Here is a 25822-nt window from a genome sequence, read left to right as displayed (position 1 = left end):
CGTCAGACCCAGTCCTGGTAGATGCCGCCGTTGCAGCCGGTGGTGCGGAATCCGCTGTCGTCGCTGTCGTCGATGCAGTCGTCGGTGTACTGGTTGCGGAAGGTGAGGCGCACCGAGTGGTGGCGGATGACGTACCAGCTCACGTACTCGGAGCTGTCGCAGTACTGGGCGCTGAAACCGGCCGGGCCGTCGTAGAGGCACCGTCCCGTGACCTGGTTCTGGAAGCGGCGCGTGCCGTCGTTGAAGACGTGCACGTCCCACTGCTGGTAGCGGCCGCTGTTGCAGGGGAACGTACGGAACCCGTATTCATAACTGTCGTCCATGCAGCGCTGCGTGCCGAGGCTCTGGAAGGTGTTCACGACCAGGACGGTGCTGCCGCCGTCCTGGGACTCCTGCGCGGCCTCGGCGCTGCCGGTCGTGGTGACCAGTGCGCCCGCGCAGAGCAGCGCCGCCGCGGCCGTCTTGAGCAACTTCATGTCATCCCCCGGATGTCTTGGTGGTCGGTTCTCGCACGCCAAGACTGGGACCGGGGTCCCACGGGCACCAAACGTTTCAGCTATAACCGAAAAGGGGTTGGCGGCCACAAGTGGTCGTCCTGCTGGGGCGCTACGGCCGAGTGGATGTCCAGCGGCGCGGCCTGGCTTCGGGCAAGCTCAATCTGCTCGCCGACGACACTGTCGGGTCCGCCGCGAACTGCCCCCTGGCTGGTCACGATGGCCGACGGCGGGGTCGAGCAGCTCCTCACCACACTCCGCGGTCCGTTGAGTTGCTGCACTTGTCGTGGCAGCAACTCCCCAGCACCAGCTGACTGGTTGAACGAAAAGCCGACACCGGACCTGGCTTGCTGACCGGCGGCCCGGAGGGATGTTGCAGAGACCATGCCGTATCCGAAGGAGTTCCGCGACGACGTCGTGCGGGCCGCGAGGAGGCGCGGCCCGGGTGTGACAGTGGAGCGGGTGACCGCCGACCGGCACGCCGGCGGATCAAGCTGCCGAGCAGGAGAACCAGATCGTGCGCCGGGCGCGGCCTACCTGTCGCAGGCGCATCCTTCGGCAAGGATCCGCCTGCTCGTGAAAGAGCCGGCCGCGGACGGTGTGCCCGTCACGGTGACGTTCCGGGTCCTCAAGCTCGTCAGACAACCCCACCACCGTTGGCTGGCCAAGACAGGCCGTATCTCCGTGCGATCAAGCACGTCTTCCGCAACAGAATCGGGGGCTCCTTCCCTGTCGCCCGTGGCATGTACGGCTCGGTCCGCTCAGTGGAACAACACGTGACGGGCCCTTCCTCACCCACCACATTGCTCACGGGCACCCCTGCACCGCAGACCGACGAATGTGCGGGGCCATGCACTGATCATCGGAATCGGGGGAACGGCACATGGGTATTGAGGGCACCACCGACACCGCCGCGGCCGGGTCGGTCATCTCGTTGCCCAAGGGGGGTGGCGCGGTGGGCGGGCTGGGGGAGAAATTCTCGCCCGACCTGTTCACCGGGACCGGGAACTTCTCGGTGCCGATCGGGCTCCCGGCCGGACGCGGCGGATTGCAGCCCCAGTTGACGCTCTCCTACAGCACCGGGAGCGGAAACGGACCCTTCGGACTCGGCTGGCGGCTCTCCCTGCCCGGCGTGTCCCGGAAGACCTCGCGGGGTCTGCCCCGTTACACCGACGCCGATGTGTTCGTGCTGTCGGGCGCGGAGGACCTGGTCGCCGTCGAGGGCGGCTACCCGGGGCGGGTGCGCTACCGCCCGCGCACCGAGGGCATGTTCGCCCGGATCGAGCACGTCAGTGACGCCACCGGCGACTACTGGGAGGTCCGCGCCAAGGACGGCTCACGCACCCGGTACGGCACCCCGCGGCCGGCCGACGCACCGGACGGCTGGCGGGACCCGGCCGCGGTCGCCGCCCCCGGGACCCCGGGCCATGTCTTCGGCTGGCGGATCACCGAGACCACCGATGCCCTCGGCAACCTGGTCAGGTACTCCTATCGGCGCGATCTCGGCCAGGAGCCGGGCCGGGTCTGGGACCAGCCGCTGCTCGCCCGGATCGACTACGCGGACTACGGCGACCGGGCCGACCCGGCGTTCCTGGTCACGGTGGACTTCGACTACTCCCAGCGCCCCGACCCGTTCTCCGACTACCGGGCCGGTTTCGAGGTCAGGACGTCCCTGCGCTGCGACACGATCCGGGTGACCACGCACGCGGCCGACGGGGTGGCGCGGGTCGCCCGCGAGTACCGCCTCGGCTACGCCCAGGCCGCCTTCAACGGCGTGTCCCTGCTCACCGACGTGACCTGCGTCGGCATCGACGAAGGGACCACGGACAACTCGACGGACGCCCCGGGGACGGGAGGCATCGGGTCGGGCGGGCCCGTGTCGGAGGACGGCCCCGGCGGGCCCGCGTCAGGCGGCGAGTCCTTCGCACCGACAGCAGCACAAGCCGCGCCCTCCGAGCTCACGATCACCCCGGCCGCCGCAGCACCCGCTCCTGCCGTCGAGTCCCTCCCGCCCCTGGTGTTCACCTACACCGGCTTCGACCCGGCGACCCGCGCCTTCGCCCCCGTGACGGGCCCCGGCCTACCGACCACCGCACTCGACAACCCGACCTACGCGCTCGTCGACCTCCGCGGCGTCGGCCTGCCCGACGTCGTGGAGCTCGGCGCCGCGCAACGGGTCTGGCGCAACGCCGGGAACGGCCGTTTCGAGCTGCCGAGGACGCTGCCCGAGGCCCCGCCGTTCCGGCTCGGGGCGTCCGGTGTCTCCTTCCTGGACGCGGACGGCGACGGACGTCCCGACCTGGTCGTCTCCCCCGCCGCCACGCCTGGCGCCCGCGTCGCCAGGGGCGGCGGCCCGACAGGGTATTTCCCGATGACGTTCGCGGGCGGCTGGTCACGGCATTCCTTCCGGCCCTACCGGCAGGCACCGAGCGTGAGCCTGGCCGACCCGCACGTGAAGCTGGTCGATCTCGACGGTGACGGGCTCACGGACGTACTGCGTTCAGGCAGCCGCCTCGAGGCCTGGTTCAACGACCGGGATCCGCAACTGGCCTGGCAGGTCACCGCGGTGAGCAACGGCAGCGGGCCCGGCGTCGACCTGTCGGATCCCCGGGTGCGGCTCGCGGACATGACCGGCGACGGCCTCCAGGATCTCGTGCTGCTGCGCAACGGCAACATCTCGTACTGGCCGAACCTCGGCTACAACCGCTGGGGCGCGCGGGTGACGATGCGCGACTCGCCGCGGCTGCCCGACGGGTACGACCCACGCCGGGTGCTGCTCGGCGACGTGGACGGCGACGGCATCGCCGACCTGGTGTACGTCGAGCGCGGCCGGGTGTCGCTGTGGGGCAACCGGTCGGGCAACGCCTGGACCGCCGAGCCGGTCACCGTCCACGGCACCCCCGATCTCGTCGACTCGGACTCGGTCCAGCTGTCCGACCTGTACGGCACCGGCATGGCCGGGCTGCTGTTCAGCCGTGCGGCGGGCGGCCCGGGACGCGGCGGGTCGAGCCTGCGGTTCCTCGACATCACCGGCTCCACCAAGCCGTACCTGCTCACCGGCATGGACAACAACCTCGGTGCGGTCACCCGGGTGACGTACACGCCCTCGACCCGGGAGTACCTGCGGGACCAGGCCGATCCCGCGACCCGCTGGCGGACCACGCTGCCGTTTCCCGTGCAGGTGGTGACGAAGGTCGAGGTCGACGACCGGATCTCGGGCGGCCGACTCAGCACCGAGTACCGCTATCACCATGGCTACTGGGACGGCGTGGAGCGGGAGTTCCGCGGCTTCGCGATGGTCGAGCACCTCGACACGGAGACCTTCGGCGCCGCGCCCACCGGACCCGGCGCGGTGCCGCCCGAGCACTACTCGCCGCCCACGCTGACCAAGAGCTGGTTCCATCCCGGGCCGGTCGCCACCGCCGAGGCCGGCGACTGGACCGAACTCGACCTGCGGCACGAGTACTGGACCGGCGACGCGCCGATGCTGTCCCGTCCGGCCGCACAGGACGCGTTCCTGGCCGCCCTGCCGCGCGACGCCCGCCGGGCCGCACTGCGCACGCTGCGCGGGCAGGTGCTGCGCACGGAGCTGTACGCCCTCGACGACACCGCCCGCGCGGCCCTCCCGTACACCGTGACCGAGACGCTCTCGGGGATGCGCGAGGAGTCCGCGCCGACCACTGCCGAGGACCCGCGCCGGGAACGGATCTTCTTCCCGTTCTCCCTCGGCACCCGGACCACGCAGTGGGAACGCGGCGCCGAACCCATGACGCAGTTCGACTTCCCCACCGGTTACGACGTCTACGGCCTCTCGACCGGACAACTCGCCGTCGCGGTGCCCCGGGGCCGGGACCCGCTGGCCACGGCCCCGCCGGGGGCATTCCCCGAGCCGTACCTGGCCACCTTCACGACCACCGAGTACGCCCGCCGCGACGACGCCGGCCACTACCTGGTCGACCGTGTCGCGCGGACGAGCGGCTACGAGGTCGTCAACGACGGCCGACCGTCCGTACCCGACCTACGTGCCGCGGTCCTCGCGGGGCAGGCCGCCGGGGACGGCATCTCCCTGCGCGTGATCGGCCACACCCGGACGTTCTACGACGGCGACGCCTACGTCGGACTGCCGCTCGGCACGCTCGGCGAGTACGGCCTGGCGACCCGCACCGAATCGCTCGCGTTCACCGACGCCTTCCTCGACGCGCTCCACCCCCCGGGCGACCCCCGGCCCCCGTACCTCGTGCCGGGCGGGGCTGCCTCCTGGCCGGCCGAATACCCGCCGGAGTTCCAGCGCCTGCTGCCGCCGCTGGCCGGCCACACCCACTACACCGACACCGACTTACCCGGATCGCCCGGCGGCTACTACGTGATCAGCGCCCGCCACCGCTACGACGTCCACGTCGCCGGAAGGGTGCCGCGCGGGCTGCCGGTCTCGTCACTGGACCCGCTGGGCGCCGAGAGCCGGATCGAGTACGACCGGCACGATCTGCTGCCGGTACGCGCGGTCGACCCGGCGGGGCTGGAGATGGCCGCCGTCTACGACTACCGGGTGTTGCGGGCCCGCGTGGTGACCGACCAGAACGGCAACACCGCCGAGGTGGCCTTCTCCCCTTCCGGGCTGGTCACCGCCCACTTCGTGCGGGGCAAGAACGGTGAGGGCGACCTATCCGCGCCGAGCACCCTGATGTCGTACGACCTGCTGGCGTTCGCCGAGCGCGGCGAGCCCGTGTCCGTGCGCAGCGTCGAGCGGGTGCACCACGACACCGACACCGGCGTCCCGGCCGACCGGCGGGACGAGGTGATCGTCTCGGTGGAGTTCACCGACGGGTTCAACCGGGTGCTGCAGTCCCGCGGACAGGCCGAGGACACGCTGTTCGGCGACCCGGTGTTCGGCGGCGGCCTCATACCGGCCGGGGATCTCGCATCGGTCGGCGACACCACGGGGCGCACCCGAGGCCCGTCCGATCCGGACAACGTGATCGTCTCCGGCTGGCAGATCTACGACAACAAGGGCCGGGTCGTGCGGAAGTACGAGCCGTTCTTCTCCACCGGCTACGCCTACGCGCCGGCACTCGAAACCCAACTCGGGCAGCGGACCAGCACGTTCTACGACCCGCGCGGACGAGCCCTCCGGACGGTCCGGCCGGACGGCGCGGAGCAGCGCGTCGTCCTCGGCGTCCCCGCCGACCTGACCGACCCCGACCGGTACGCGCCGACCCCGTGGGAGTCGTACACCTACGACCCCAATGACAACGCCGGCCGTACCCACCCGGACACCGGCACCGCCTTCCAGGGCCACTGGAACACCCCCGCGAGCACCGAATTCGACGCGCTCGGCCGCACAGTACGCGCGATCGTCCGCAACGGAACCACCGTCGAGGACCGGCTGACCACGGTCTCGGCCTACGACATCCAGGACAACCTCGTCTCGGTCACCGACCCGCTGGGCCGGATCGCCTTCGCCTACACACACGACCTGGCCGGGCGATGCTGGCGGACCGACGGTATCGACGCAGGCCGGCGCGACACCGTGCCCGACGCGCTCGGCGGCCCCGTCGAATCCCGGGACGCCAAAGGCGCGTTGACGCTCGGCACCTTCGACCCGCTGCACCGGCCGGCCCGCGTCTGGGCCCGGGACGACGCGTCGAGGGCGGTGACACTGAGGCAGATCGTCGAGTACGGCGACGGCGGCACGCCCGCCCAGGCCGCCGCCGACCGTGCCGCGGCCCGCGCGGCGAACCTGCTCGGCAGAGTGGTACGCCACCACGACGAGGCGGGCCTGGCCACCGTCACCGCGATCGACTTCAAGGGCGGCGTGCTGGAATCCGCCCGCAGGGTGATCGCCGACGCCCCGATCCTCGCGACCTACACGTCCGCGGCGGCGAACGGCTGGCGGGTGGCGCCGTTCCAGGTCGACTGGACGCCGGCCGCGGGCCAGGACCAGGCAGCGCGGGACGCCGTACTGCTGGAACCGGCCGGCTACCTCACGACGACGCGCTACGACGCGCTGGGCCGGGTCGTGTCGCGGCTGCTGCCGGCCGATGTCGAAGGCCGCCGCCGCGAGGTGCGGCCCGGCTACAACCGGGCCGGGGCACTGGAGGCGGTCAGCCTGGACGGTGCCGTCCTCGTGCAGCGGATCGCCCACGACGCCAAGGGCCAGCGGACGCTGATCGCCTACGGCAACGGCATCATGACCAGGTACGCGTACGATCCGCACACCTTCCGACCGACCAGGGCACGCAGTGAGCCCTACACGCTCGCCGACGGGCCGACGTACCACCCGTCCGGGGGCGCGGTGCAGGACCACGGCTACGACTACGACCTCGTCGGGAACATCCTCGCTGTCCGCGACCGCGCGCCCGGCAGCGGCATCCCGGGCAACCCCGAGGCCCTCTCGACGACCGATCCCGTGCTGCGGGGGCTGCTCGGCAGCGGCGACGCGCTCAACCGCAGGTTCGCCTACGACCCGGCGTACCGGCTGCTGTCCGCCACCGGGCGCGAGCACCAGGCGCCCGCCGCCGGTGACCCCTGGCCCGGCCTGCCGCGCGGCACCGACGTGACGCAGACCCAGGCGTACACCGAGACGTACGGCTACGACCCGGCCGGGAACCTCCTCGCCCTCTCCCACGCCGGCACCGGAGGCTTCACCCGCGCCCACACCGTCGCCACGGGCAGCAACCGGCTCCAGCGGACGACCGTGGGGAACACGGCATACGACTACGCCTTCGACCCCAACGGCAACATGCTGTCCGAGACCACGTCCCGGCACTTCGGGTGGGACCACGCGGACCGGCTGACGGCGTTCGCCACCCAGACCGCGGGGGCCGAGCCTTCCGTGCACGCCCAGTACCTGTACGCGACGACCGGCGAGCGGGTGAAGAAGCTGGTCCGGCGGCAGGGCGGGGCCGTGGAGGTCACGCACTACCTGGACGAGACGTTCGAGCACCACCGCTGGGCGACCGGGACCCCGAGTGCCGCCCAGAACAACCACGTTCACGTGATGGACGAGCACCAGCGCGTCGCCCTGGTCCGTTTCGGTCCGGCCCACCCGGACGACCGCGGCCCCGCCACCGCCTACCATCTGCCCGACCACCTCGGCAGCAGCACGGCCGTGCTCGACGCCGCAGGCACCCTCGTCAACCGTGAGGAGTACACCCCGTACGGCGAGACCAGCTTCGGCAGTTACGCCCGCAAGCGGTACCGGTTCACCGGGCAGGAGCGCGACGAGGAAAGTGGGCTCGCCCATCACGGCGCGCGCTACTACGTTCCGTGGACGGCGCGTTGGGCCTCATGCGATCCGACAGGCGCGGCCGGAGGTGTCAACCAATACCAGATGTGCGGTGGTGATCCGGTCAACCGGACGGACCCACGCGGCACGGACTGGGAGTTCACCTGGGATCCACGGGAATGGGCCCCGCTGGAGTTCGCCAAGGAGGAGATCGCCCCCAGAGCGGCGGGCGCCGCCAAGGTGGTGGCCGGCGCGGGCGCCTTCGTCGCCGGAGCGGCGCTGTGCGAGACAGGGGTCGGCTGCATCGCCGGCGGCCCGCTGATGGTGATGGGCGCCGACGTGGCCGGCTCGGGGGCGGTTCAGACGGTACAAGGCGCGCCTGCGCCCACGGCGTTGGGCACACTTGCCGGTCCTTCGGCCCAGCAGTTCGAGGAGAACGTGGTGGCGGCCGCCGGCCTCGCTCACATGGCTGCACAGGGCTATGCGATGTGGCAGACCGGTCGGCCGCTCGGACCCCCGTCCGCGCCGCCCCGGCCGGGCACCGGAACGAGGCCCACGGGAACAGGCGGGGGGAATCCGGGTCCTGGGGGCAGGCCTCCGGCCGGGCCACCCGCTGAGCCGACGTTCCTCAAGTCCAAGCCGCCCGAGCCCGCCGCCCCGGCCCCCAAGGCGCCCCGCGCCGAGCCACCGCAGTCTCCACGCTTCCAGATCGGTGAAGGCGTCCGCAGATCGGTGGCCCATCGAGAACTGGGCATCCCCTCCGTCGAGGCGGTCCACTCCGTCACTCGCCAGCCGCTGGGCCGGATCCCGGTCGACCAGTTGCTGTCGCCCAAGGCATCCGTGGCAGCGGACTCCCGGTACCTGGATGTGCTCCGTGGGGTCGGAGGCGGCAACCCTCCGGGCGTGCCGGGTCCACCGCCCATCGCGGTGGAGCCGCTGCCGCCGGGGGCCGATACGAGCAACCTCACCCCGGTTCCTCAGGTTCGCCTCACCCGACCGCGATGAATTCGCAGGTCCTGTCCTGCCCGTCCGGCGCGACCGCCAGTAGCCGAAGAAGAAGCCCCATGACCGGATTGGAATTCTCGTGACCGTCAACGAATCCCCAGCCCTGAGCGGTGCGACAGCGGCGACCCAGACGATCCCCAAAGCACCCCCGGAAGTCTTCCCGTCGGTGACCATCGCCCCGATCACCGCCCGCGTGGTGGCGGGAGTCGCGACCGCGGTCACCGTGAACGCCAACCGGGGCACGCACTGGGTGTGGCTGTCCGGGGACCTCAGTTGGAACGACGAGCCGATGGTCACCTTCCAGGAGACCAGGATCAGCATCGACGGTGTGCAGGTCCTCTCCGACCACCGGGGAGGCGGCGGCACCGAGGCGGTGACCTTCCAGACCCCCGGCACACACACGCTGGTTGCGTCCGCCGTGACCACCGACGGGGCCGTCTACTCGTCGGACCCGATGAGCGTGCGGGTCTACGCGGCCGGGCCGCCCGCGTTCACGGTGGCGGCACCCGCGGCCGGCACCACCGTCAACCTGGACGAGGCCGGTAAGGACGTCACCGTCCAGGTCACCACGACGAGCGACCAGTACCTCCCGCTCAGCGTCAACGTCACCTGGGACGACAGGGTGACGACCGGGCAGATACCCCTCGGCAGCACCCAGTTCCAGACGACGATCCACCTCGCCCCGATGCCACTGGGCACGCGGACCATCTGGGTGACCGTCGCGGATCCCGACGGAGTCGGCTCGACCAAGACCACCTCGGTGACCTGCAAGGACGTCTCACCGGCCCACGTGCAGGTCGACTATCCGCCGCAGAACGGCAACATCCCGGGCGACGACACGGGCGCGGCGACCGTCGCCATGCACGGCACGGCGACGGACCCCCAGAGCGGCATGGTCGGCGGCAGCGCCTCGGTCGCCTGGGCCCTGACACCCACCGGGACCAGGACGGTGGCCACCCCGGCGGCCACCGGGGACTTCAGGAACTGGACCGCCTCGGTGCCGCTGACCCCGGCCGGGTTCGGCGCGCACACGATCTACGTGTGGGCGACCGACTCCGCAGGCAACACGATGGCGTCCCCGCAGACCGTCCCGGTGACGGTGATCAGCTCGTACACCCCGAAGACGCTGGACGAACGACTCAACGACCGTGAGTACCTGGCAGCGTTGCTGTCGTTCGCCCAGGAGCAGGTGACGTTACCGGGGACCCCGCCGACGCCGCTGGACACCCACACCCTGGTCGGCGCCCTGCTGCAGCCCGTCGACCGGTTGAGCCAGCCGCTGTCGGCCGCCCTCGACCAGGGGAACCGCGACATCAACCAGTTGCGGGTGCCCATCGAGGTGCTCCGGTCCCACATCGCCGCCACGAACACCTCCACCACGCCGGGCGCGAACGGGGACCGGGCCTATCGCATCGCCGCGTACACGGCCCTGCTCGCCGCCGCCGGAACCTCGTACACCGAACTGCGCCTGGCCAGGGGCGCCGACCCGGCTTCCCGGCAGGCACTCGCTGCGCGGCTGGGCATCCGGCTGTCGGCGACCTCGCCCGACGAGCTGGACCTGTTGCTGCTGGATGCCACGGGTCCGGCCGAGTCGGTGCTGGAGACCGTCTTCGGGCTGCAGGCGACCACCGGCGCCGACCCGCTGCGGGTGCCGTCGACGCCCTGGCTGCTGACGTGGCGGCAGACCGCCCTCGCGCTGACCTGGGCCGAGCAGGACCAGCACCCGGCCGTGCCACCGGCCTACCGGGTGCTCGCCGACCCCGACGTGATCGCCGCCACCGACATCGTGCCCGGCCCGAGCGGCGACCGCGTCCGTACGCTGCTCGGCTCCCGGACCCTGCTGCTCACCCTCTACCTGGCGCAGCTCAACGACGCCCGGACGAAGGCAGCCAACCCCGCGGCCGGCCTCGCGGCGATGCAGAACCTGGCGCTGCCCGGCGTCGACCTCGCGGCCCTGGAGACCAGGGACGGACAGGGCGAGGACATCAGCGCCGCCCTCGCCGCGGCGGGGCTCACCCGCAGCGGGTTCCTCCTTCTGCGGAAACTGAGCAGGCTCGCGGCCACCGGGACCGTCACGACGGCCGAGTGGGGCGACGCGATGTCCGTGCTCGTCGGCGCACACAAGGAGACGCTCTACGCGGGCTGGCGGGCACAGGAGTCCACGTTCGTGCTCTCCCCCGACTTCTTCGTGCTCACCACCGCCGCCGGGCCCACGGTCAGCCCCTATCGTGTGGACCCGCGTGCCCGCACGGACTGGCAGGCCACGTTGCGCACCCGTATCACCCAGCGCCAGGACCTGATCGACGCCAACGACCAGGCCGTCGCGTCGGCCGAGCAGGCCGCCCTGCCCATCCTGCGCGACGCCCTCCTGGCCGACCTCGCCCCCTCCACCACGGGCAACATCGGCGAGGAGATGTCGGCGCGGTTCTTCATCGACGTCCTGGCCGGCGGCGCACTGCGCACCACCCGCATCCGGCAGGCCGTCGAGAGCATCCAGTCCCTGCTGTCGGCGAAGCGCTCCGGCGAGCTGCCGGCCAACCATCCCGCGGCGGCCTGGATCCTGGGCGGCGCCTCGTTCAGCGGCGCGTGGACGTGGATGGGCGAGAAGGAGAGCTGGCAGGCGGCCACCCTGGCGTTCCTGTTCCCCGAGCGCCATCTCGACCCCGCCCTGCTCGTCCCGGCCGACGGGCCGCTGCACGCCCTCTTCGAGACCGTTCGCGGCGCGGGTGTCTTCAACGGCTCCGTGGCCGCGCAGGCGGCGAAGGACTACCTCAAGGCGATGAACAGGACCTTCGGCTACTTCGACGCGGCTCTGTGGACCGCGCAGCGCCCGCCGGAACCGGACAACACGCAGATCTTCTGGACCGTACCCATGCTGCTCGCCCAGCGGCTGCAGGCGTCCGGCGACTACCAGGCCGCGCTCGACTGGTACCGGCTGATGTACTCGTACGACGTCTACGACGCCGGGAAGCCGGTGTCGCTCTACGACCGGATCAACACCGAGAAGGTCGTCCGCCCCGACCTCAGTTTCCCGCCCGGCTGGACGACCGCGCTGGACCCCTTCGCGCTCGTCGCCAAGCGCCCCGCGCCCTACACCCGGTACACCCTGTTGTCCGTGATCAGATGCCATCTCGACTACGGCGACGCCCAGTTCACCCGGGAGACGGACGAGTCGGTGGCGCACGCCCGCACCCTCTACGTCACCGCGCGCCGCCTGCTCCAGAACCCCGCGCTGCAACCGCAGCTGCCGCTGAACGCCGGTGAACCCGCCCTGCCCATCCCCGACCTGGACGTGCTGCGCAACCGGGCGGAGGTGCAGCTCGCCAAGATCCGGCAGGGGCGGAACATCGCGGGCCTGCCCCGCGCGCAGGGTACCGAGGCCGCGACGGTCGTCCAGCCCACCCCCTACCGGTTCAAGACCCTCCTCGAACGGGCCAGGCAACTCGCCGCCCAGGCCGCCCAGATGGAGGCCGGTTTCCTCGCCGCGCTGGAGAAGTACGACGACCGGAGCCTGCGCCTGTACGACGCGGTCAAGGGCATCGACATCACGGCCGCGCAGGTCGGCGTTGCGACGAGCCGGGTACGGGAGGCCGCCGACGCCGTCCTCGCCGCAACGGCGCAGCGGACCAAGGCGGACACGATGGTCACGTCCTACGCGGCGGCCATCGACGCGCCGCCGAGCCAGTACGAGCAGAGACTGCTCGACAACTATGCCGACATGCGCGACATCAAGGACCACATATCGGAGGCGAACACCGCGATCGGAGTGGCCCAGGCGGCCTCCACGGCGGCCAGCCTCTTCGGGCTCCTCGAGAGCGGCGGCGCGAAGGCGGCGCTTGCCGTGGGCATCGAGGTGGCGACCGTCGCCAGGGGCGCCTTCGAGCTGCAGCAGAACTCCCTCGAAGCGCAGATGCAGGCCAACCAGCTGCGGGCCGGCATCGAGCAGCGCAAGGACGAATGGCGACTGCAGCAGGTCTCCGCGCAGCAGGATTCACTGATCGCCGCCGCCCAGGTCACCACGGCCCGCGACCAGGTCACGATCGCCGTCCAGGAGCAGGCCGTCGCCACGCTGCAGCACGACCAGGCCGTGGCCACGCTGAAGTTCCTGGGCGAGCAGTTCACCAACGCCGACCTGTACCTGTGGATGAGCAACACCCTGGGCGGCGTGTACCGGTACTTCCTCCAGCAGGCCACCGCCACCGCCCGGCTGGCCCAGGCCCAACTGGCCTTCGAGCGGGCCGAACCGGCACAGACCGTGATCCGCAACGACTACTGGCAGTCGCCGGCGGAGCTGACGGCGAACACCGCCCAGGCCGACCGGCAGGGCCTGACCGGCGCGGAACAGCTCACCGCCGACCTGGCCCGGCTCGACGACTACTCCTTCAACTCGGCGCGGCGACGCCTGAATCTGTCGCAGACGTTCTCGCTGGCCCGGCTGATGCCGGTGGAGTTCCTGGAGTTCCGGCGCACCGGAACACTCGCCTTCGCCACGCCGATGTCCCTGTTCGACGCCGACTTCCCCGGCCACTACCTGCGGCTGATCCGCCAGGTGCGCACCAGCCTCGTCGCGCTCGTACCGCCCGACCGGGGCATCCGCGCGACCCTGTACTCCAACGGCATCTCCCGGGTGACCACCGGCTCGGACGGCACCTTCCAGGACGTGACGGTCCGCTCCGATCCGGGGGTGGTGGCGCTCACCTCGCCGGTCAACGCCGGCGGGGTGTTCGAGCTCGACGTCCAGTCGGACCTGCTGCTGCCGTTCGAGTCCAGCGGCGTGGACACCTCCTGGGAGTTCCAACTCCCGCCCGCGGCCAACCCGTTCGACTTCTCCAGCATCGCCGACGTACTGCTGACCATCGACTACACCGCGGCGTACGACGACACCCACCGCAGACAGCAGCTCACCCGGCTCAACGCCGACCGCAGCCGTGGCGCGGACTGCGTGTTCAGCCTGGCCCGTGACTTCCCCGACCAGTGGTACGACCTCAACAACCCCGCCGATCCCAAGGCCCGTTCGGTGACCGTCCCCTTGCGGGACATCGACTTCCCGCTGGGGATCGACTCCCTGTCCACCGCCGCCGTGACCGTGCACCTCTCCAGCGGCGCCCCGGTGCCCGACACGACCGTCACCCTCACCCACGGCCAGACCGGAGGCACGGCCACCGCCACGAACGGCATCGCCAGCACCAGACGCGGCAACGCGACCGCCTGGATCCCCCTGTGCGGTCCCAGTCCCGCCGGAACCTGGCAGCTCACCTTCGGAAGCGACTCCGCCCCGCTGTTCGCCTCCGGCGCCCTCGACGACATCGTCCTCGTCATCGGCTGGACCGGCCAGGCCCCCACCTGGACACCCTGAGCAGACCCGGTCCCCTCCGGTCCGGCCTCGGAGGGGACCTCTCCATCGTGCTCAAGGAATGTCATGACGTGGTCGGCGTCGTCGACGCTGCCGGAGGCGAACAGCGGGGCGATCTCGATGCTTGTGGCGAACGGCCTAGGTCCGGTGTCTAGCTCAACAGGCGCAGCTGCCGTCGGACACCCGCACCTGCGGCGGAGAAACCCCATGGCCATGCTCTGTCTCACCCGCTACCCGTGGACACGGTGCCGGTCTCGGGAAGCGGGTGGGCGCGGCGCTCTTCCGCTGTCAGCGAGCGGAAGATGCGTTCACGAGCCGCCGGCAGGAGCGCGGTGATGTCTCCCTCGGCGGCCCAGACCCGGATGGTGCGGTCCTCGGAGGCGGAGTCCACCCGACGGCTGTCGGGAAGCCAGGCGACAGGGGAGCATCGGTCGCGATGGATGCCGATCACCCTGTTCTGGCCGCCGTCCAACGGATTCCACAGACGGACCGTGCGGTCGTCCGGGCCAGCGGCGATACGGCTGCCGTCCGGCGACCAAGCGAGCCCGTGGACACGGGCCTCATGCCCCTTCAGGATGTGCCGGAGCGTACCCGTCGCGGCGTCCCAGATGCGTATGGTCCAGTCGCCGGAACTGGTGGCGAGCCAGGAACAGTCGGGGGACCAGGCCACCGCGTCGACTCGGCTCTGATGGCCTGTCAGACGGTGCAGGAGACGGTGATCCGGCACATCCCAGATTTGCGCCGTGTGGTCGTCCGAACCGGTCGCCGGCATCGTCCCGGTCGGTGACCACGCCAGCGCGCAGACTCACTGGGAGTGCTCTCCGTACTGTCCGAGATCTGTGCCGGTCGCGACGTCCAGCACGGTGGCATCCTTGTCGCGTTCGGCGATGGCGAGGCGAGCTCCGTCCGGGGGCCAGGCGAGGCCTGTACGCGGTTGGTGTGGCCGCGCAGACGGACGAGTTCACCGCCGCCATCGAGGGAGCGCACCTGGACCTCGGGCCCGCGTGAGGAGACGACGAAACTGCCGCCGCGAGGCGAGCAGCACAGATCGGTGACCAGCTCGTTCGACTCCGGGAACGTCTGCCTCACCTGTCCGGTCCTGGAGTCCAGGACCCTGATCCGGTGATCCACCGCGCTGACCAGACACTTGCCGTCCGGTGTCCAGGAGACGGGCGTGGCGTGGTTGTTGGAGCGTTCAAGAACCTGTTGCGGGCGTCCGGTCTCCATGTCCCAGACGATGCAGGTCCGGTCGTACGCGGCGGAGACGAGTCGCGTGCCGTCCGGGAACCAGGCGAGCCGGTAGATCTCGTTGCGGCGGCCGGACAGCTCCGCCGCCTGCTGCCAGCTCGCCGTGCCGAAGAGCCGGATGCATCGATCGCGCGAGCAGGCCGCGAGCCGGGGGCCGTCGGGAGACCAGGCGACGTCCCGGACCGTGTTGTGAATGCGGTCAGTACGGTGACGGCCTGTCCGGAGACGGCATCCCACACCCGCACCGTCCGGTCGCGTGACGCGGTGGCCACGCGCCGCGAGTCCGGCGACCCGTGCACGCCGCCGACCCCCGACGTGTGGCCGGTCAGCAGCGTGGCGGGCGCGCCCGGCACGGCGTTCAAGATGCGGGCGGTCCCGTCGAGTGACCCCGTCGCGATCGATGTCCCGTCGGGCGACCACGCTATGGCACGTACACCCGCCGTGTGGCCGGTGAGATCGGCCTGCGTGTGGTTGTGCGTGAGCGCGGCCATCAGGGCACGTACGGCCGTGGCGGTGGGTGGGCACTCGGCGAGGACCGTCGCCGCGAGGAGGGTGCCCAGTTCCGGGTCCCGTTCGGTGTTGGTCAGGACGTACCGGCCGACCGATTCGGAGACCTGGTGCAGGAAAGCCCGGTCCCGACTGCGGCAGGCTGTGACCAGTCCCCGCATGTCCGGGGTCGCTTCTCCCGCGGGCTCCCGCGCGGACAGCCACCGTCGGGCCAGGGCGAGTCTGTCCCCGGTGAGGAGGTAGTCGGGGCTGCGTCCCGAGGACCGCCAGTCGGCGGCCCAACGCTCCAGCTCACTGCGGGTGTTGAGCCGTTCGGCGCGTACCGCGTCACTTGCTCCACCGGTACCGCTTCCAGATGCGGAAACAGCCTCCCGGTCAAGTCCTCACACGTCAGCCAGGATCCCGGCAACGTGGCCCAGCGTCACGGGCGTACGGAACATGATCGCCTTCACGGAATGCGCGCCGGGACCCGGTTTCAGTCGCCGTAGCCAGCATTCACGAATTGACGGTCACGGCGGCGGACCGTCCGCCGCGATCGGCTGGCTGCCGACATGCTCCTCGAAGCCGGCCGGCACCGGCGTCACGCGCGCGCACGAAGGCTAGCGTGGTGGGGACTCCGTTCACCACGGACACGCCGGGGCCTGGGGACCACGGCACGGTCCCCAGGCCCCGACGTCGCCGTCAACGTGTGTGCTGGGCCGAATGGAGTTGACCGATGAGCTGCGGGGTGAGCAGCGCGCCGGCGCGATCGGCGAGGACGGCCATCTCGTAGCCGACCAGACCGACGTCGCAGCCGTCCGCCGCGAGGACGCCCAGGCAGGAGCCGTGCCGTATGTGGTTGACCATCATGAACCCGTCGACCATCTCGATCATGACGAGTTTCATACCGCGGTAGCCGTAGGCGTCGGCGGCGTTCTGGGTCAGGGACACGATGCCGGACACCAGGGCGGCAAGATGGTCGGCATTGTCGCGGCCGAGGCCCTCCGACGCCGCGATGAGAAGGCCGTCGGAGGAGACTGCGACGGCGTGGTTCACGCCATCGGTGGAGCGGACGAAGTCGGAGACGAGCCAGGCGAAGTTCTGATGTGCGGAGGTCACTGGTGTTCCTATCTGGCTTCGGCACGCGCAACGCCTGCGCGGAAGCCGTTGAGCATGGATGAGACGTACTTCCGCCGATCAGGCGACGGCGCCTCGTCAGGGGCGAGGATCTGGGCAGGGAGGGTGACGAGCACGGACACACCCCCGGCAGGGGTGTCCGAGAGCAGGACCTCGACACCGAGACGATGGGCAAGGCGGCCCACCACGTAGTGGCCAAGGAATCGGGTGGGAGCGACGAGGAATGCTTCCTTTCCGGCGATACGGGCATTGGCGCGGGCCAGGTCCTCGGAGGACATGCCGACGCCGTGATCGACGACGGCGATGCAGTAGTCCTCGCCGTCCTTCCAGCCGTAGACGTCCACGGCCTGCTCCGGCGGTGAGAACGTGAGGGCGTTCTCGATCAGTTCGGCGAGCAGGTGGGACAGCTCGGCGACGGCTCGCCCGCTGATTCGACGGGGCTCGATCTCGGCCAGAACGACTCGCCTGTACTGTTCCACCTCGCCGACGGCGGACTGCACGAGTTCGCGGCTGCTGGCGGTCACACTCCCGATCTGCGGGCTGCGTTCGTCGACGAGGACCAGCAGGCTCTCGGCGTTGCGGCGCATACGAGTGGCGAGGTGGTCGAGTTCGAACAGCTCGGCGAGCGCCTCGGGATCGAGTTCCTGCTGTTCGAGGGCCGTGATGAGGGCCAGCTGCCGGCGCACGAGTCCCTGGTTACGGCGGCCGAGGCTGGCCAGGGACTCGGAGGTGTTGCGGCGCAGCACGGCCTGCTCGGCGGCCAGACCGACGGCCGTGCGCTCGACGTTGTGCAGGGCCGTGACGACACGGGAGATCTCCTGCGCGCTGTCGGCGGGCCGGTCACCCTCTTCGTCCTGGGTCAACTCGCCACCCTGGATGCGGGCCACGGTCTCCGGCAGGCGGCGCTGGGCAACGTCGTCGGCCTCGCGGGCCAGCGCGTTGAGGGGCCTGGTGATGGAACGGCCGGCGAGAACAGCGGCCGCGCTGAGGGCGGCGATGACCACCAGACCGAGGACGAGGTACCCGGTCAAGGTGGCGGCGGCATCGTCACTGAGGGAGTTGGCCCGGGCCTGCGCGTCCGCGTCGACCCTCCGCTGCGCGTCGTACATCGTGCTGTCGACGCGGACCATGTTGCGGGAGAATTCCGTGGCGGTGTACGGAATTCTGTCCCCGTCGAAAGCCATCAGAGCCGCGTTCTCGATGGTGTCGACGCGCTTGGCCACCGCGGAGGAGAACATCTTCAGGACGGCGTCACGCTGGGAGGGAGTGGCACTCCCGTAGAAGCGGGCCATGGCCGAGAGACGGGTCGCTCGCGCCTGCATGAAATCCGGGTAACTGGTTGCACGGAATGCACCCGCCGCCAGAACACCGCTGAGCAGGCTGCCCTCCTGGCCACCTGCCTCCTTCGCCTCGCCGAGGGCCTGCAGCGCGTCCAGATCTTTGCGCAACTGATCATCGCTCCGTGTGGCCGTGTCTTTCGTGGGGTCCGCGGCGTTCAGGGCGCTGATCAACTTGGTGTAGTACGTGTGGGTCTCCTTCTTGTCGGCGAAACCGGAATCAACGGACGCGCGGACCGAGGCCAACCGGTCCGCACTGCCCAGGATCTTGGCCACCACCGGTTCGTCGCTCAGCTCACGGCGGAAGACATCGGCCTTTTCGCGTGCGTCGCCCATCTGTGCCCGGTAACTCTTCTCACCGCCGATCAGGCCCTCGGTGAAGGTGCGCTCCTCCTGCAGGCGATGCACCAGCCCCTGGATACGGAGGGTCACTGCGATCTGCGACTTGGTGTCGCGCGCGTCACTGTATGCCTGGATCTGCTGTGCTCCCGCCGTTCCGAGCAGGACCAGCAGGAGACAGGTGGGGACGGCGAGGATGACCGTCATACGCCCACGGATGGTGTGCCAGCTCACGACATCGCGCAGGGGCAGCGCTGTTCCACGGCGGAGGAAAGACCGAACGATTCCGGGCATGCAGGGACTTCCTGTTCTTGTCGCCCTGTCTGTCAGGGCAGGAGCGGTTGCGCCGGATGTCGCCGAGGGAAGAGACCGTCAGTGCGGCGCGGATGTACGCGAGGCGGCCGATCGCGCCGTCCGCGACGAATGTGCGTATGAGGAGGGCCTGGGGGCGGTGGCGGTACATCTGGTTGAGGGCGAAGGGGTTCTCGAACAGCACGCGCGTGCCTGCACTGAGGCCCTTGATCGTCCACTCGGCGGGCATCGAGACAAGCAGCCGAATGCACACGGGGCCGAGAACGGCACGGCCACCGACCGCGACCAGGTCCGCACGCCGCGGGCACTTCAGTGCTGTGGCCATCTCCCTGCCGCTCCCCGCAACGGAGAGGAGCCCCGGGCGAACCGCTGTCGTCGCGGTTCCCCGCGCGTCGCCGGGTCGACCTTCACCATGCGTCCGGTGTGCAGGCTCTCCCCGGTCACGTAGGCCGGCCCGAGATTGGCACGACCGTCGTCGAAGTCGGGCTGGGGCGCGACCCCGCTGGTGATCGCGTGGATGAAGTGGGCGAGTTCGGCGCGGGAGGCGGAGGTGTAAGGATCGAGGAAGAAGCTCAGGTGGGGCGAGGCACCTTCGGTGCCCTCCGCGCTGAATCAACGGGCGCCGTCGGGGGGCAGGTTGCCCACCGAAAGCGTGCCGAGTGCGCCGAGAGCCTCCAGGCGCCGGTCGTAGCCGGAGGTGCAGCGGCGGCCGTGGGTGATGTGCGCCGGCGCGCCGTCCGCCCCGCGCAGCGTGACCAATGCCCCGCCGACAGCGCCGGGGGCCGGGATGCAGGCGGCGACCAGACTGCTGCCCACCGCCGAGACCTCGACGACCTCGACGAGCAAGAAGCGTGCCATGTCCGGGTCGTGGGTGGTCATGTCCCGGAACAGACCAACGGGAGTCCGCAGGTATTCGGCCGGGGCGGATGCGGGGTCCCGGATGATGACGATCAGCTGCTCCAGCCGGCCGGGCACAGCCCGCCACGCGGTCGTGCGCCGCACACAAGGAGGATTGGAAGCAGCGGTTGAACCCGACCATGACCCGGGAAGCGGAGGCACCGATACCGGCACGGCAGTACAGCACGGCCTTGCCCGTCTCTATCGCGCGGGTGAGGAGGTCGACGTGGGCCGGTGTCGGCGAGGCGACGGCCACCACATCCGCCTCCGGATCCGTGAGCGCCACGTCCGTGCCGGAACCCGGGATGCCGCCGAACAGGGCGGCCACCTCCCGCGCGGCGATCTCCGCAGGGTCGCAGATCCGAACGAGTTCGGCCTTCTGGTGCAGGGCAATCAACTCGGCGTGAACACGCCCGATGCGCCCGCATCCCATCAGGGCGATACCCATGAGAACTTCCTTTAGAGCGATTTAAGCGTCTTGTAGCCCGAATCATGGATTGCCCCTACCTCGTCGTCAAGACTTAACTTAGATGGTCCGTACTGCTAACTTCGAGCATTCCCGGGGCGGCCTGCCAGAGGCCCGATCGCCAATGCGATAAATGCTCCTGGCCTGGAACAACAGGCCCGTACATTACAAAATACGGACGCGTGCCTGGGTGTGGGCTGTGGACCCTGCTCCGGCCGCCCGCAGGCACGTGGTCGTGGACATCGACGGCGTGCACGTGCTCGCGCATTCCGAGAAATGGGATGCCGCCGCGACCTGGAAGATGACCTTCCGTCATCATCCCCTCGTCGCAATCTCCGTTCACAGCCGGGCCAGGGCGGGTCCGGGGACCCTGTGGCCGCCCTGCTGCGGCTCGGCAACGCGGACTCCGACACCGCCGACCGCATCGATACCGCCAGGCCGGACCTGGCCCAACTCGCGAAAGGACTGCGGCGGGAACGCCAGACGCTGACGCGGACCGACTCCGGCGGCGGCACACGCCTCCTCGACCGGCTCTCCAGGCCCGACGGGCGGCTCGTCGGCTGTCGTACTCCGTTGCAGGGACCATCACCGACGCCACCTGCAAGCCGTCCCGAAGATCCCGAGGAAAGCACGACTCCGCCAGGAGGCCTATCCTGCTGCAGATCGTCCAGATCGCTCCCGAACTCCCCGCATGGCTGCCGATGCTCGCCCTGACCGGCGGAAACCGCAGACGGGGCCCACCGTCTTCGACTGCAACGGTTCTCCCCCTCGATCCCACTCCTCACCACCGCCCGCCGTCGGCTCCTAAGACTCGCGACTCACCGGCCTTGGACCATGTGCCACTCGCCGCCCGGCGCCCTCTTCCCGCCGTCGTAGCCGCGTGAGGCGGCCGGCACCGTCGCGGCGGCACGCACCGACTGCGCGTCGATGATCCCGGCCCGGTCTGCCGGCTTTCGTGCTCACGCACCCGGCCGTGCGGCCGGTCGTGGAAATCGGTGAATACTCGGTGCTCGTGCCAGCTGCGCAAGAAGGCGTGAGCCGGGCTTCATGGAGGGAGATCCGCCGGCATCGCCCACCGGGAACGTCGTCTGGGGCGCCGAGCCGCTCAGCCACGTACTCCAGAACGTCGCCCCGCGGTTCGTCCGGGTCCCATCCGCTGCGCGAGAGCAGATGCCGCAGCCTGTAGGCACAGTTGTGACCGGCGCCCAGACCGACTGGCGACTGCTCTTGCGCCCGACCGGGCCCAGCAGGCTCCGGACGCGGTCCTGCATCCGGCGCCACGCCTGAGCCCGGCCGAATCATCCGCTCATCCGCAGGAAAACCTCTCCAACTCGGCACTCCGGCGTCCCGTGACGAACTCCGCCGTCATGCCCCGAGCCTGCACATCTGCGCCCACCCTGAACGACGGCTGCCCCGAACCGGCCCCTGATCCCCCGTCAGCCCGCTCGGCTCTGAAAGACCGCCGACGACCAGTGGAATTGAAGAGGCCCCGCTGGAGTGCTAGTTCGACGAGCGTGCGTCGCCGTCCCGCAGTGAGTCCAGCAGCCTGGGCGATGCCTGGAGTCCCGTACGCTGCATCAGGTCCAGGACTCCGCGTGTGCCCGCCATCTCGGAACCTCCACCGGCCCGGCCCGGGCCGCCGTGACGCAGGGCGGGGAGCGGGGACCCGTGTCCGGTGGTCTGCTTCATGTTCGTCGAGTCCAGCAGGTGCAGGCGTCCGTGCCACGGAGCCGCCTCCCGGACGAAGGCTGTCGTCCAGGCGAGGTCATCGCCGATCACGGAGGCCGCGAGGCTGCCTCGGCCGCGTGCGATCAGATCCGTCGCGTGGGCGGTGTCGCGGTACGCCAGCACGGTCGCCGCAGGCCCGAACGGCTCGACCTCGTGAGGCGCGGCGGCGTCCGGGTCGGCGGAGATCAGCAGCGTGTCCAGGAAGGCACCCCGCTCCGCGTCGGCGCCCACCACCCGCACCTTGTCCGGGTCACCGTGCACGAAGCGGCCCGACTCGGCGATGGCGCGCGCCGCCCGCCGTACGTCGTCACGTTGCTCCAGGCTGACGACCGCGCCCATCCGGACGCCTTCCGCACGAGGGTCGCCGATGGTCACCCCGGCCAGTTGGGCCGAAATCGCGTCCAGGGCCGCGAGTTCGTGCACGCGAGGAACGAGGATCCGGCGGATCGCGGTGCACTTCTGACCCGCCTTGACCGTCATCTCGGTGACGACCTCGCTCACGAACGCCTCGAACAGCGGGGAGCCCGGCGTGGTGTCCGGGGCGAGCACGATGGCGTTGACGGAGTCGGCCTCCGCGTTGAACCGGACGGAGTGGGACACCAGATGGGAGTGGGTGCGCAGGGTCTCGGCGGTGGCGGCCGAGCCGGTGAAGGACAGCACGTCCTGTTCGCCCAGCAGGTCGAGCGCCGTACGGACCGACCCCGCGACCATCTGCAGGGCACCGGGGGGAAGCACCGCGGCGTCAGCCACGATCCGTACGAGGTGTTCCGTGAGGTATGCGGTGGGCGTGGCCGGCTTCACCACGCTCGGCATTCCGGCCAGTACCGCCTGGGCCAGCTTCTCCAGTGGGGCCCAGACCGGGAAGTTGAAAGCGTTCACCTGCAGCATCAGGCCCGGTGAGGGGTGACGAGGTGGACGCCGAGGAAGTCCTCGCCGCGCGCGAGGCGTTCAGCAGGCCCCTCCAACAGGTAGGGGGCGTCCGGGAGTTCGGCCCGCGCCCGGGCCGCGTAGTCGCGCAGGACGCGGATACCGCCGTCGATGTCGTACCGTGCGTCCGACAGAGTCGCTCCGGCGCGGGCGGAGAGCGCGTAGAGCTCCTCGCGACGGGCACGCACCGCGGCGGCGACCGCGTCCAGGAGGCCGGCTCGCTGGGTGAAGGTGAGGGCGCGCAAGGCGGGACCACCGACGGATCGGGCGTGGTCGAGCGCCTCGGCGACGTCGAGTCCTTCGGAGGAGACGTGACAGACGGCCTCGCCGGTGACCGCGTCGCGGACTTCGACCGCCGACTCGGCCTTGCTCGTGGGGGTGACCCAGGTGTCCTGCAGAAAACTCTGAAGCATGGGTTACGGCTGCTTTCGTCGAGGGCGGTGAGGGAAGGACCGGTACCGTCGGTCCACCGGACGGACGTCCGGCCGTGTCAGTCCACCGGGTGGTGACCCCAGATGTCGGCCGTGTAGACGCGGCTCACCCAGGTGCTCTCGTCGACCTGCACACCCCCCGCACCGATCTCGATGCCGAAGCCGGCGGGTGAGGTCATGTAGAAGGAGAACATCCCGTCGTTGGCGTGCTTGCCGAGTGTCGCCATGAGCTGGACGTCGTGCTCGCGGGTCCGGTCCAGGGCGCGGCCGACCTCCTCCGGGCTGGTCACCTCGCACAGGATGTGGTGGGTGCCCTCGTTCTTGTAGGAGCGGATGAAGGCGATGCTGTGGTGCCTCGGGTTGCAGCCCAGGAAGTAGAAGGTGCCCCAGGGGTAGTCGGCGGTGTCGCTCAGCCGGAAGCCCAGCACGTCGCCGTAGAAGTCCACCGCCTCCTGGACGCGCGGTGTCTTCATCACCACGTGCCCGAGCCCCTGTTCCCCCGTCACGAAGTCGACGCCCAGCGGTGAGACGAACTGGCTCGGGGCGAGACGGCGACCGCAGAACAACTCAGTGCGGATGCCCAGCGGACCGGTGAAGTGCACCATGCGGGCCACCTGGCGGTCGCGGCACTCCTCGTCCGTGCCGGCGCTCACGTCGACCCCGGCCTCCTTGAGGCGCACCGTCATCGAGTCGATCGCGGCCGGGTCGCGGACCTCCCATCCGATGACAGTCACGCCGCCGGTCCGTGCCTCGGTGAGCCACATGCGGAACGGGTGCTGGTCCATCCGCAGGCGGTGCGACGCGAACTCACCGGGCTCCCCCGTCTCGACGGAGAGGCCTATCACTGTCCGGGCGTACTCCGCCCATGCATCCGGGTCGGGCGTACCGATGCCCACGTACCCAAGGCTCTGGATCGTCATGACCAGGACGATATTTGTTAGACCCTTGACGGTCAAGACTTTGACCAATACGTTGGCGCCATCGAGCCGAGGAGGTCCCCGATGCCGGGAGAAGTGCCCGAGAAGGCCCGCCTGCAGCCCGTCGACGAGAGCGAGCTGCACGAGAAGACGCTGGCGTCACTGGCGCCGTACCGCGACCAGGACGGGCGGATCTACACGATCTGGGCGACCCTCGCCCACCACGAGGACGCGCTGCGCCGCTTCATCGTCTTCGGCAACCACGTGCTGGGGAAGAACACCCTGCCGCTGAAGTCCCGTGAGCTTATGATCCTTCGGATCGCGGCCCGGGCGCAGGCGGCCTACGAGTGGGACCAGCACGTCCGGATCGCCCGTCGGGCCGGCCTCGCCGACGAGACGATCCTTGCAGCCGCGACCGGCACCCGGGAGGGGCTCGACGAGGTGGACCGGGTGCTGCTCACCGCCACCGACTCGCTCCTGGACCGCCAGGGCGTCGACGACGACCTGTGGGAACGGCTGACGGCCCACCTGAGTACCGAGCAGGTCATCGACATGCTGTACACCGTCGGCCAGTACCTGACGATCGCCACGGTGATCAACACCCTCGGGGTCCAGGTCGAGGGCGACCTCGCACTGCCGCTGCCCGAAACGACCGAGAAGGAAGAAGCCGTATGAAGCTCGCCAACCTCGCCGGCCGCCCGGTCGTCGTCCGCGACGATCTCGCCCTCGACATCGCGGACGCCAGCAAGGGGGCGATCGAGCCGCGCCTCGAGGTGCTCTCCGACCTCTCGCTCCACGACGAGCTGCGCGCCCTCGCCGAGCGGGCCGAGACGGCGGACTGGAAGCCGTTCGAGACTCGCCGACTGGGCCGGGTCGCCAAGCCGTACAAGGCCATCGGTGTCGCCCTCAACTACCGCGCGCACGCCGAGGAGTCCAACCTCCCCGTGCCGGACGAGCCGTCGGTGTTCGCCAAGTTCGCCTCGTCCGTCGTGGGGCCGTACGACTCCGTCGTGGTGGAGGCCCAGTACGACAAGGTCGACTTCGAGGCCGAGCTCGTGGTGGTGATGGGTAAGGTCGGCAAGAACATCCCGGAGGCCGACGCCTGGTCCTACGTGGCAGGTGTCACAGCAGGTCAGGACATCAGCGACCGCAGGGAACAGTGGCGCAAGCCCATCAACCAGTTCACGCTGCCGAAGTCGTACGACACCTTCAGCCCGATCGGCCCCTACCTGGTGACCGTCGACGAGTTCGAGGACCCCGACGACATCGAGGTGGCCGGCTGGGTCGACGACCTGGAGGTGCAGCGGGGCCGCACCTCGGACCTCATCTTCAGCGTGCCCGCGCTGATCGCCTGGCTGTCGAAGCGGGTGACGTTCGAGCCCGGCGACCTGATCTTCACCGGCACCCCGGCCGGCTGCGGAGTCCGCCGCACGCCCCGGCTCTACCTGACCGACGGTAAGGTCCTGCGGACCGAGGTCACGGGCGTCGGCACTATGGTCAACCCGGTAGTCGGCGGCTGA

At 70.3% G+C, this 25822-nt stretch carries 13 protein-coding genes and 2 pseudogenes; 4 read left to right on the top strand and 11 right to left on the bottom strand.

All coding sequences use genetic code 11. The annotated features are described in order from the left end of the window. Positions 1-2: 2 nt before the first annotated feature. Entirely contained in the window at positions 3-476 is a 474-nt protein-coding gene (locus ACQEWB_RS49235) for an RICIN domain-containing protein (RefSeq protein ID WP_432843408.1), read from the bottom strand. 901 nt (positions 477-1377) lie between these two features. Between ACQEWB_RS49235 and ACQEWB_RS49230 the strand changes: the two genes are divergently transcribed. Beyond that, a complete protein-coding gene (locus ACQEWB_RS49230; RefSeq protein ID WP_432843406.1) occupies positions 1378-8724 on the top strand; it encodes a SpvB/TcaC N-terminal domain-containing protein in 7347 nt (2448 codons plus the stop codon). 79 nt (positions 8725-8803) lie between these two features. Continuing rightward, complete coding sequence (locus tag ACQEWB_RS49225; protein ID WP_432843404.1) at positions 8804-14080, top strand: hypothetical protein; 5277 nt, start codon at positions 8804-8806, stop codon at positions 14078-14080. Between the two features lie 220 nt (positions 14081-14300). Here the strand turns inward: ACQEWB_RS49225 and ACQEWB_RS49220 are convergent, their stop codons facing one another. The 10 genes and pseudogenes from ACQEWB_RS49220 to ACQEWB_RS49175 form a co-directional block, all read right to left on the bottom strand. Next, positions 14301-14873: a WD40 repeat domain-containing protein gene (locus tag ACQEWB_RS49220; RefSeq protein ID WP_432844403.1), complete on the bottom strand. Its 573-nt coding sequence runs from the start codon at positions 14871-14873 to the stop codon at positions 14301-14303. Continuing rightward, positions 14774-15562 carry a WD40 repeat domain-containing protein gene (locus tag ACQEWB_RS49215; RefSeq protein WP_432843402.1) on the bottom strand — a complete coding sequence of 263 codons (789 nt, stop codon included), beginning with the start codon at positions 15560-15562 and terminating at the stop codon, positions 14774-14776. Before ACQEWB_RS49215 ends, ACQEWB_RS49220 begins: the two co-directional genes overlap by 100 nt. Positions 15563-15567: 5 nt before the next feature. After that, a pseudogene (locus ACQEWB_RS49210) lies at positions 15568-15816 on the bottom strand (WD40 repeat domain-containing protein); the annotation flags it as partial. Positions 15817-16513: 697 nt separating this feature from the next. Then, positions 16514-16930: a roadblock/LC7 domain-containing protein gene (locus ACQEWB_RS49205; protein ID WP_432843400.1), complete on the bottom strand. Its 417-nt coding sequence runs from the start codon at positions 16928-16930 to the stop codon at positions 16514-16516. Positions 16931-16938: 8 nt separating this feature from the next. Beyond that, entirely contained in the window at positions 16939-18831 is a 1893-nt protein-coding gene (locus ACQEWB_RS49200) for a sensor histidine kinase (protein ID WP_432843398.1), read from the bottom strand. A gap of 717 nt (positions 18832-19548) precedes the next feature. After that, positions 19549-19938: a Gfo/Idh/MocA family protein gene (locus ACQEWB_RS49195; RefSeq protein WP_432843396.1), complete on the bottom strand. Its 390-nt coding sequence runs from the start codon at positions 19936-19938 to the stop codon at positions 19549-19551. Between the two features lie 136 nt (positions 19939-20074). Next, positions 20075-20266, bottom strand: a pseudogene (locus ACQEWB_RS49190) (Gfo/Idh/MocA family oxidoreductase); the annotation flags it as partial. Between the two features lie 1533 nt (positions 20267-21799). Continuing rightward, positions 21800-22906 carry an aldehyde dehydrogenase family protein gene (locus ACQEWB_RS49185; protein WP_432843394.1) on the bottom strand — a complete coding sequence of 369 codons (1107 nt, stop codon included), beginning with the start codon at positions 22904-22906 and terminating at the stop codon, positions 21800-21802. 8 nt (positions 22907-22914) lie between these two features. After that, positions 22915-23367 carry an aldehyde dehydrogenase family protein gene (locus ACQEWB_RS49180; RefSeq protein WP_432843392.1) on the bottom strand — a complete coding sequence of 151 codons (453 nt, stop codon included), beginning with the start codon at positions 23365-23367 and terminating at the stop codon, positions 22915-22917. Between the two features lie 77 nt (positions 23368-23444). After that, the gene (locus ACQEWB_RS49175) at positions 23445-24305 is read right to left on the bottom strand and encodes a VOC family protein (protein WP_432843390.1); all 861 of its coding nucleotides are present in this window, start codon (positions 24303-24305) and stop codon (positions 23445-23447) included. An 81-nt stretch (positions 24306-24386) separates the two neighbouring features. On the opposite strand from ACQEWB_RS49175, the gene ACQEWB_RS49170 reads away from it, so the two are divergent. Beyond that, complete coding sequence (locus ACQEWB_RS49170) at positions 24387-24977, top strand: carboxymuconolactone decarboxylase family protein (protein ID WP_432843388.1); 591 nt, start codon at positions 24387-24389, stop codon at positions 24975-24977. Further along, positions 24974-25822, top strand: a complete 849-nt coding sequence (locus tag ACQEWB_RS49165; protein WP_432843386.1) for a fumarylacetoacetate hydrolase family protein — start codon at positions 24974-24976, stop codon at positions 25820-25822. The genes ACQEWB_RS49170 and ACQEWB_RS49165 overlap by 4 nt, the downstream gene beginning before the upstream one ends.

This window comes from Streptomyces sp. CA-249302 (assembly GCF_050936785.1).
Taxonomy (GTDB): domain Bacteria; phylum Actinomycetota; class Actinomycetes; order Streptomycetales; family Streptomycetaceae; genus Streptomyces.
Note: the sequence above shows the minus strand (reverse complement) of the source record. Positions and strands in the feature narration are given on the sequence as shown.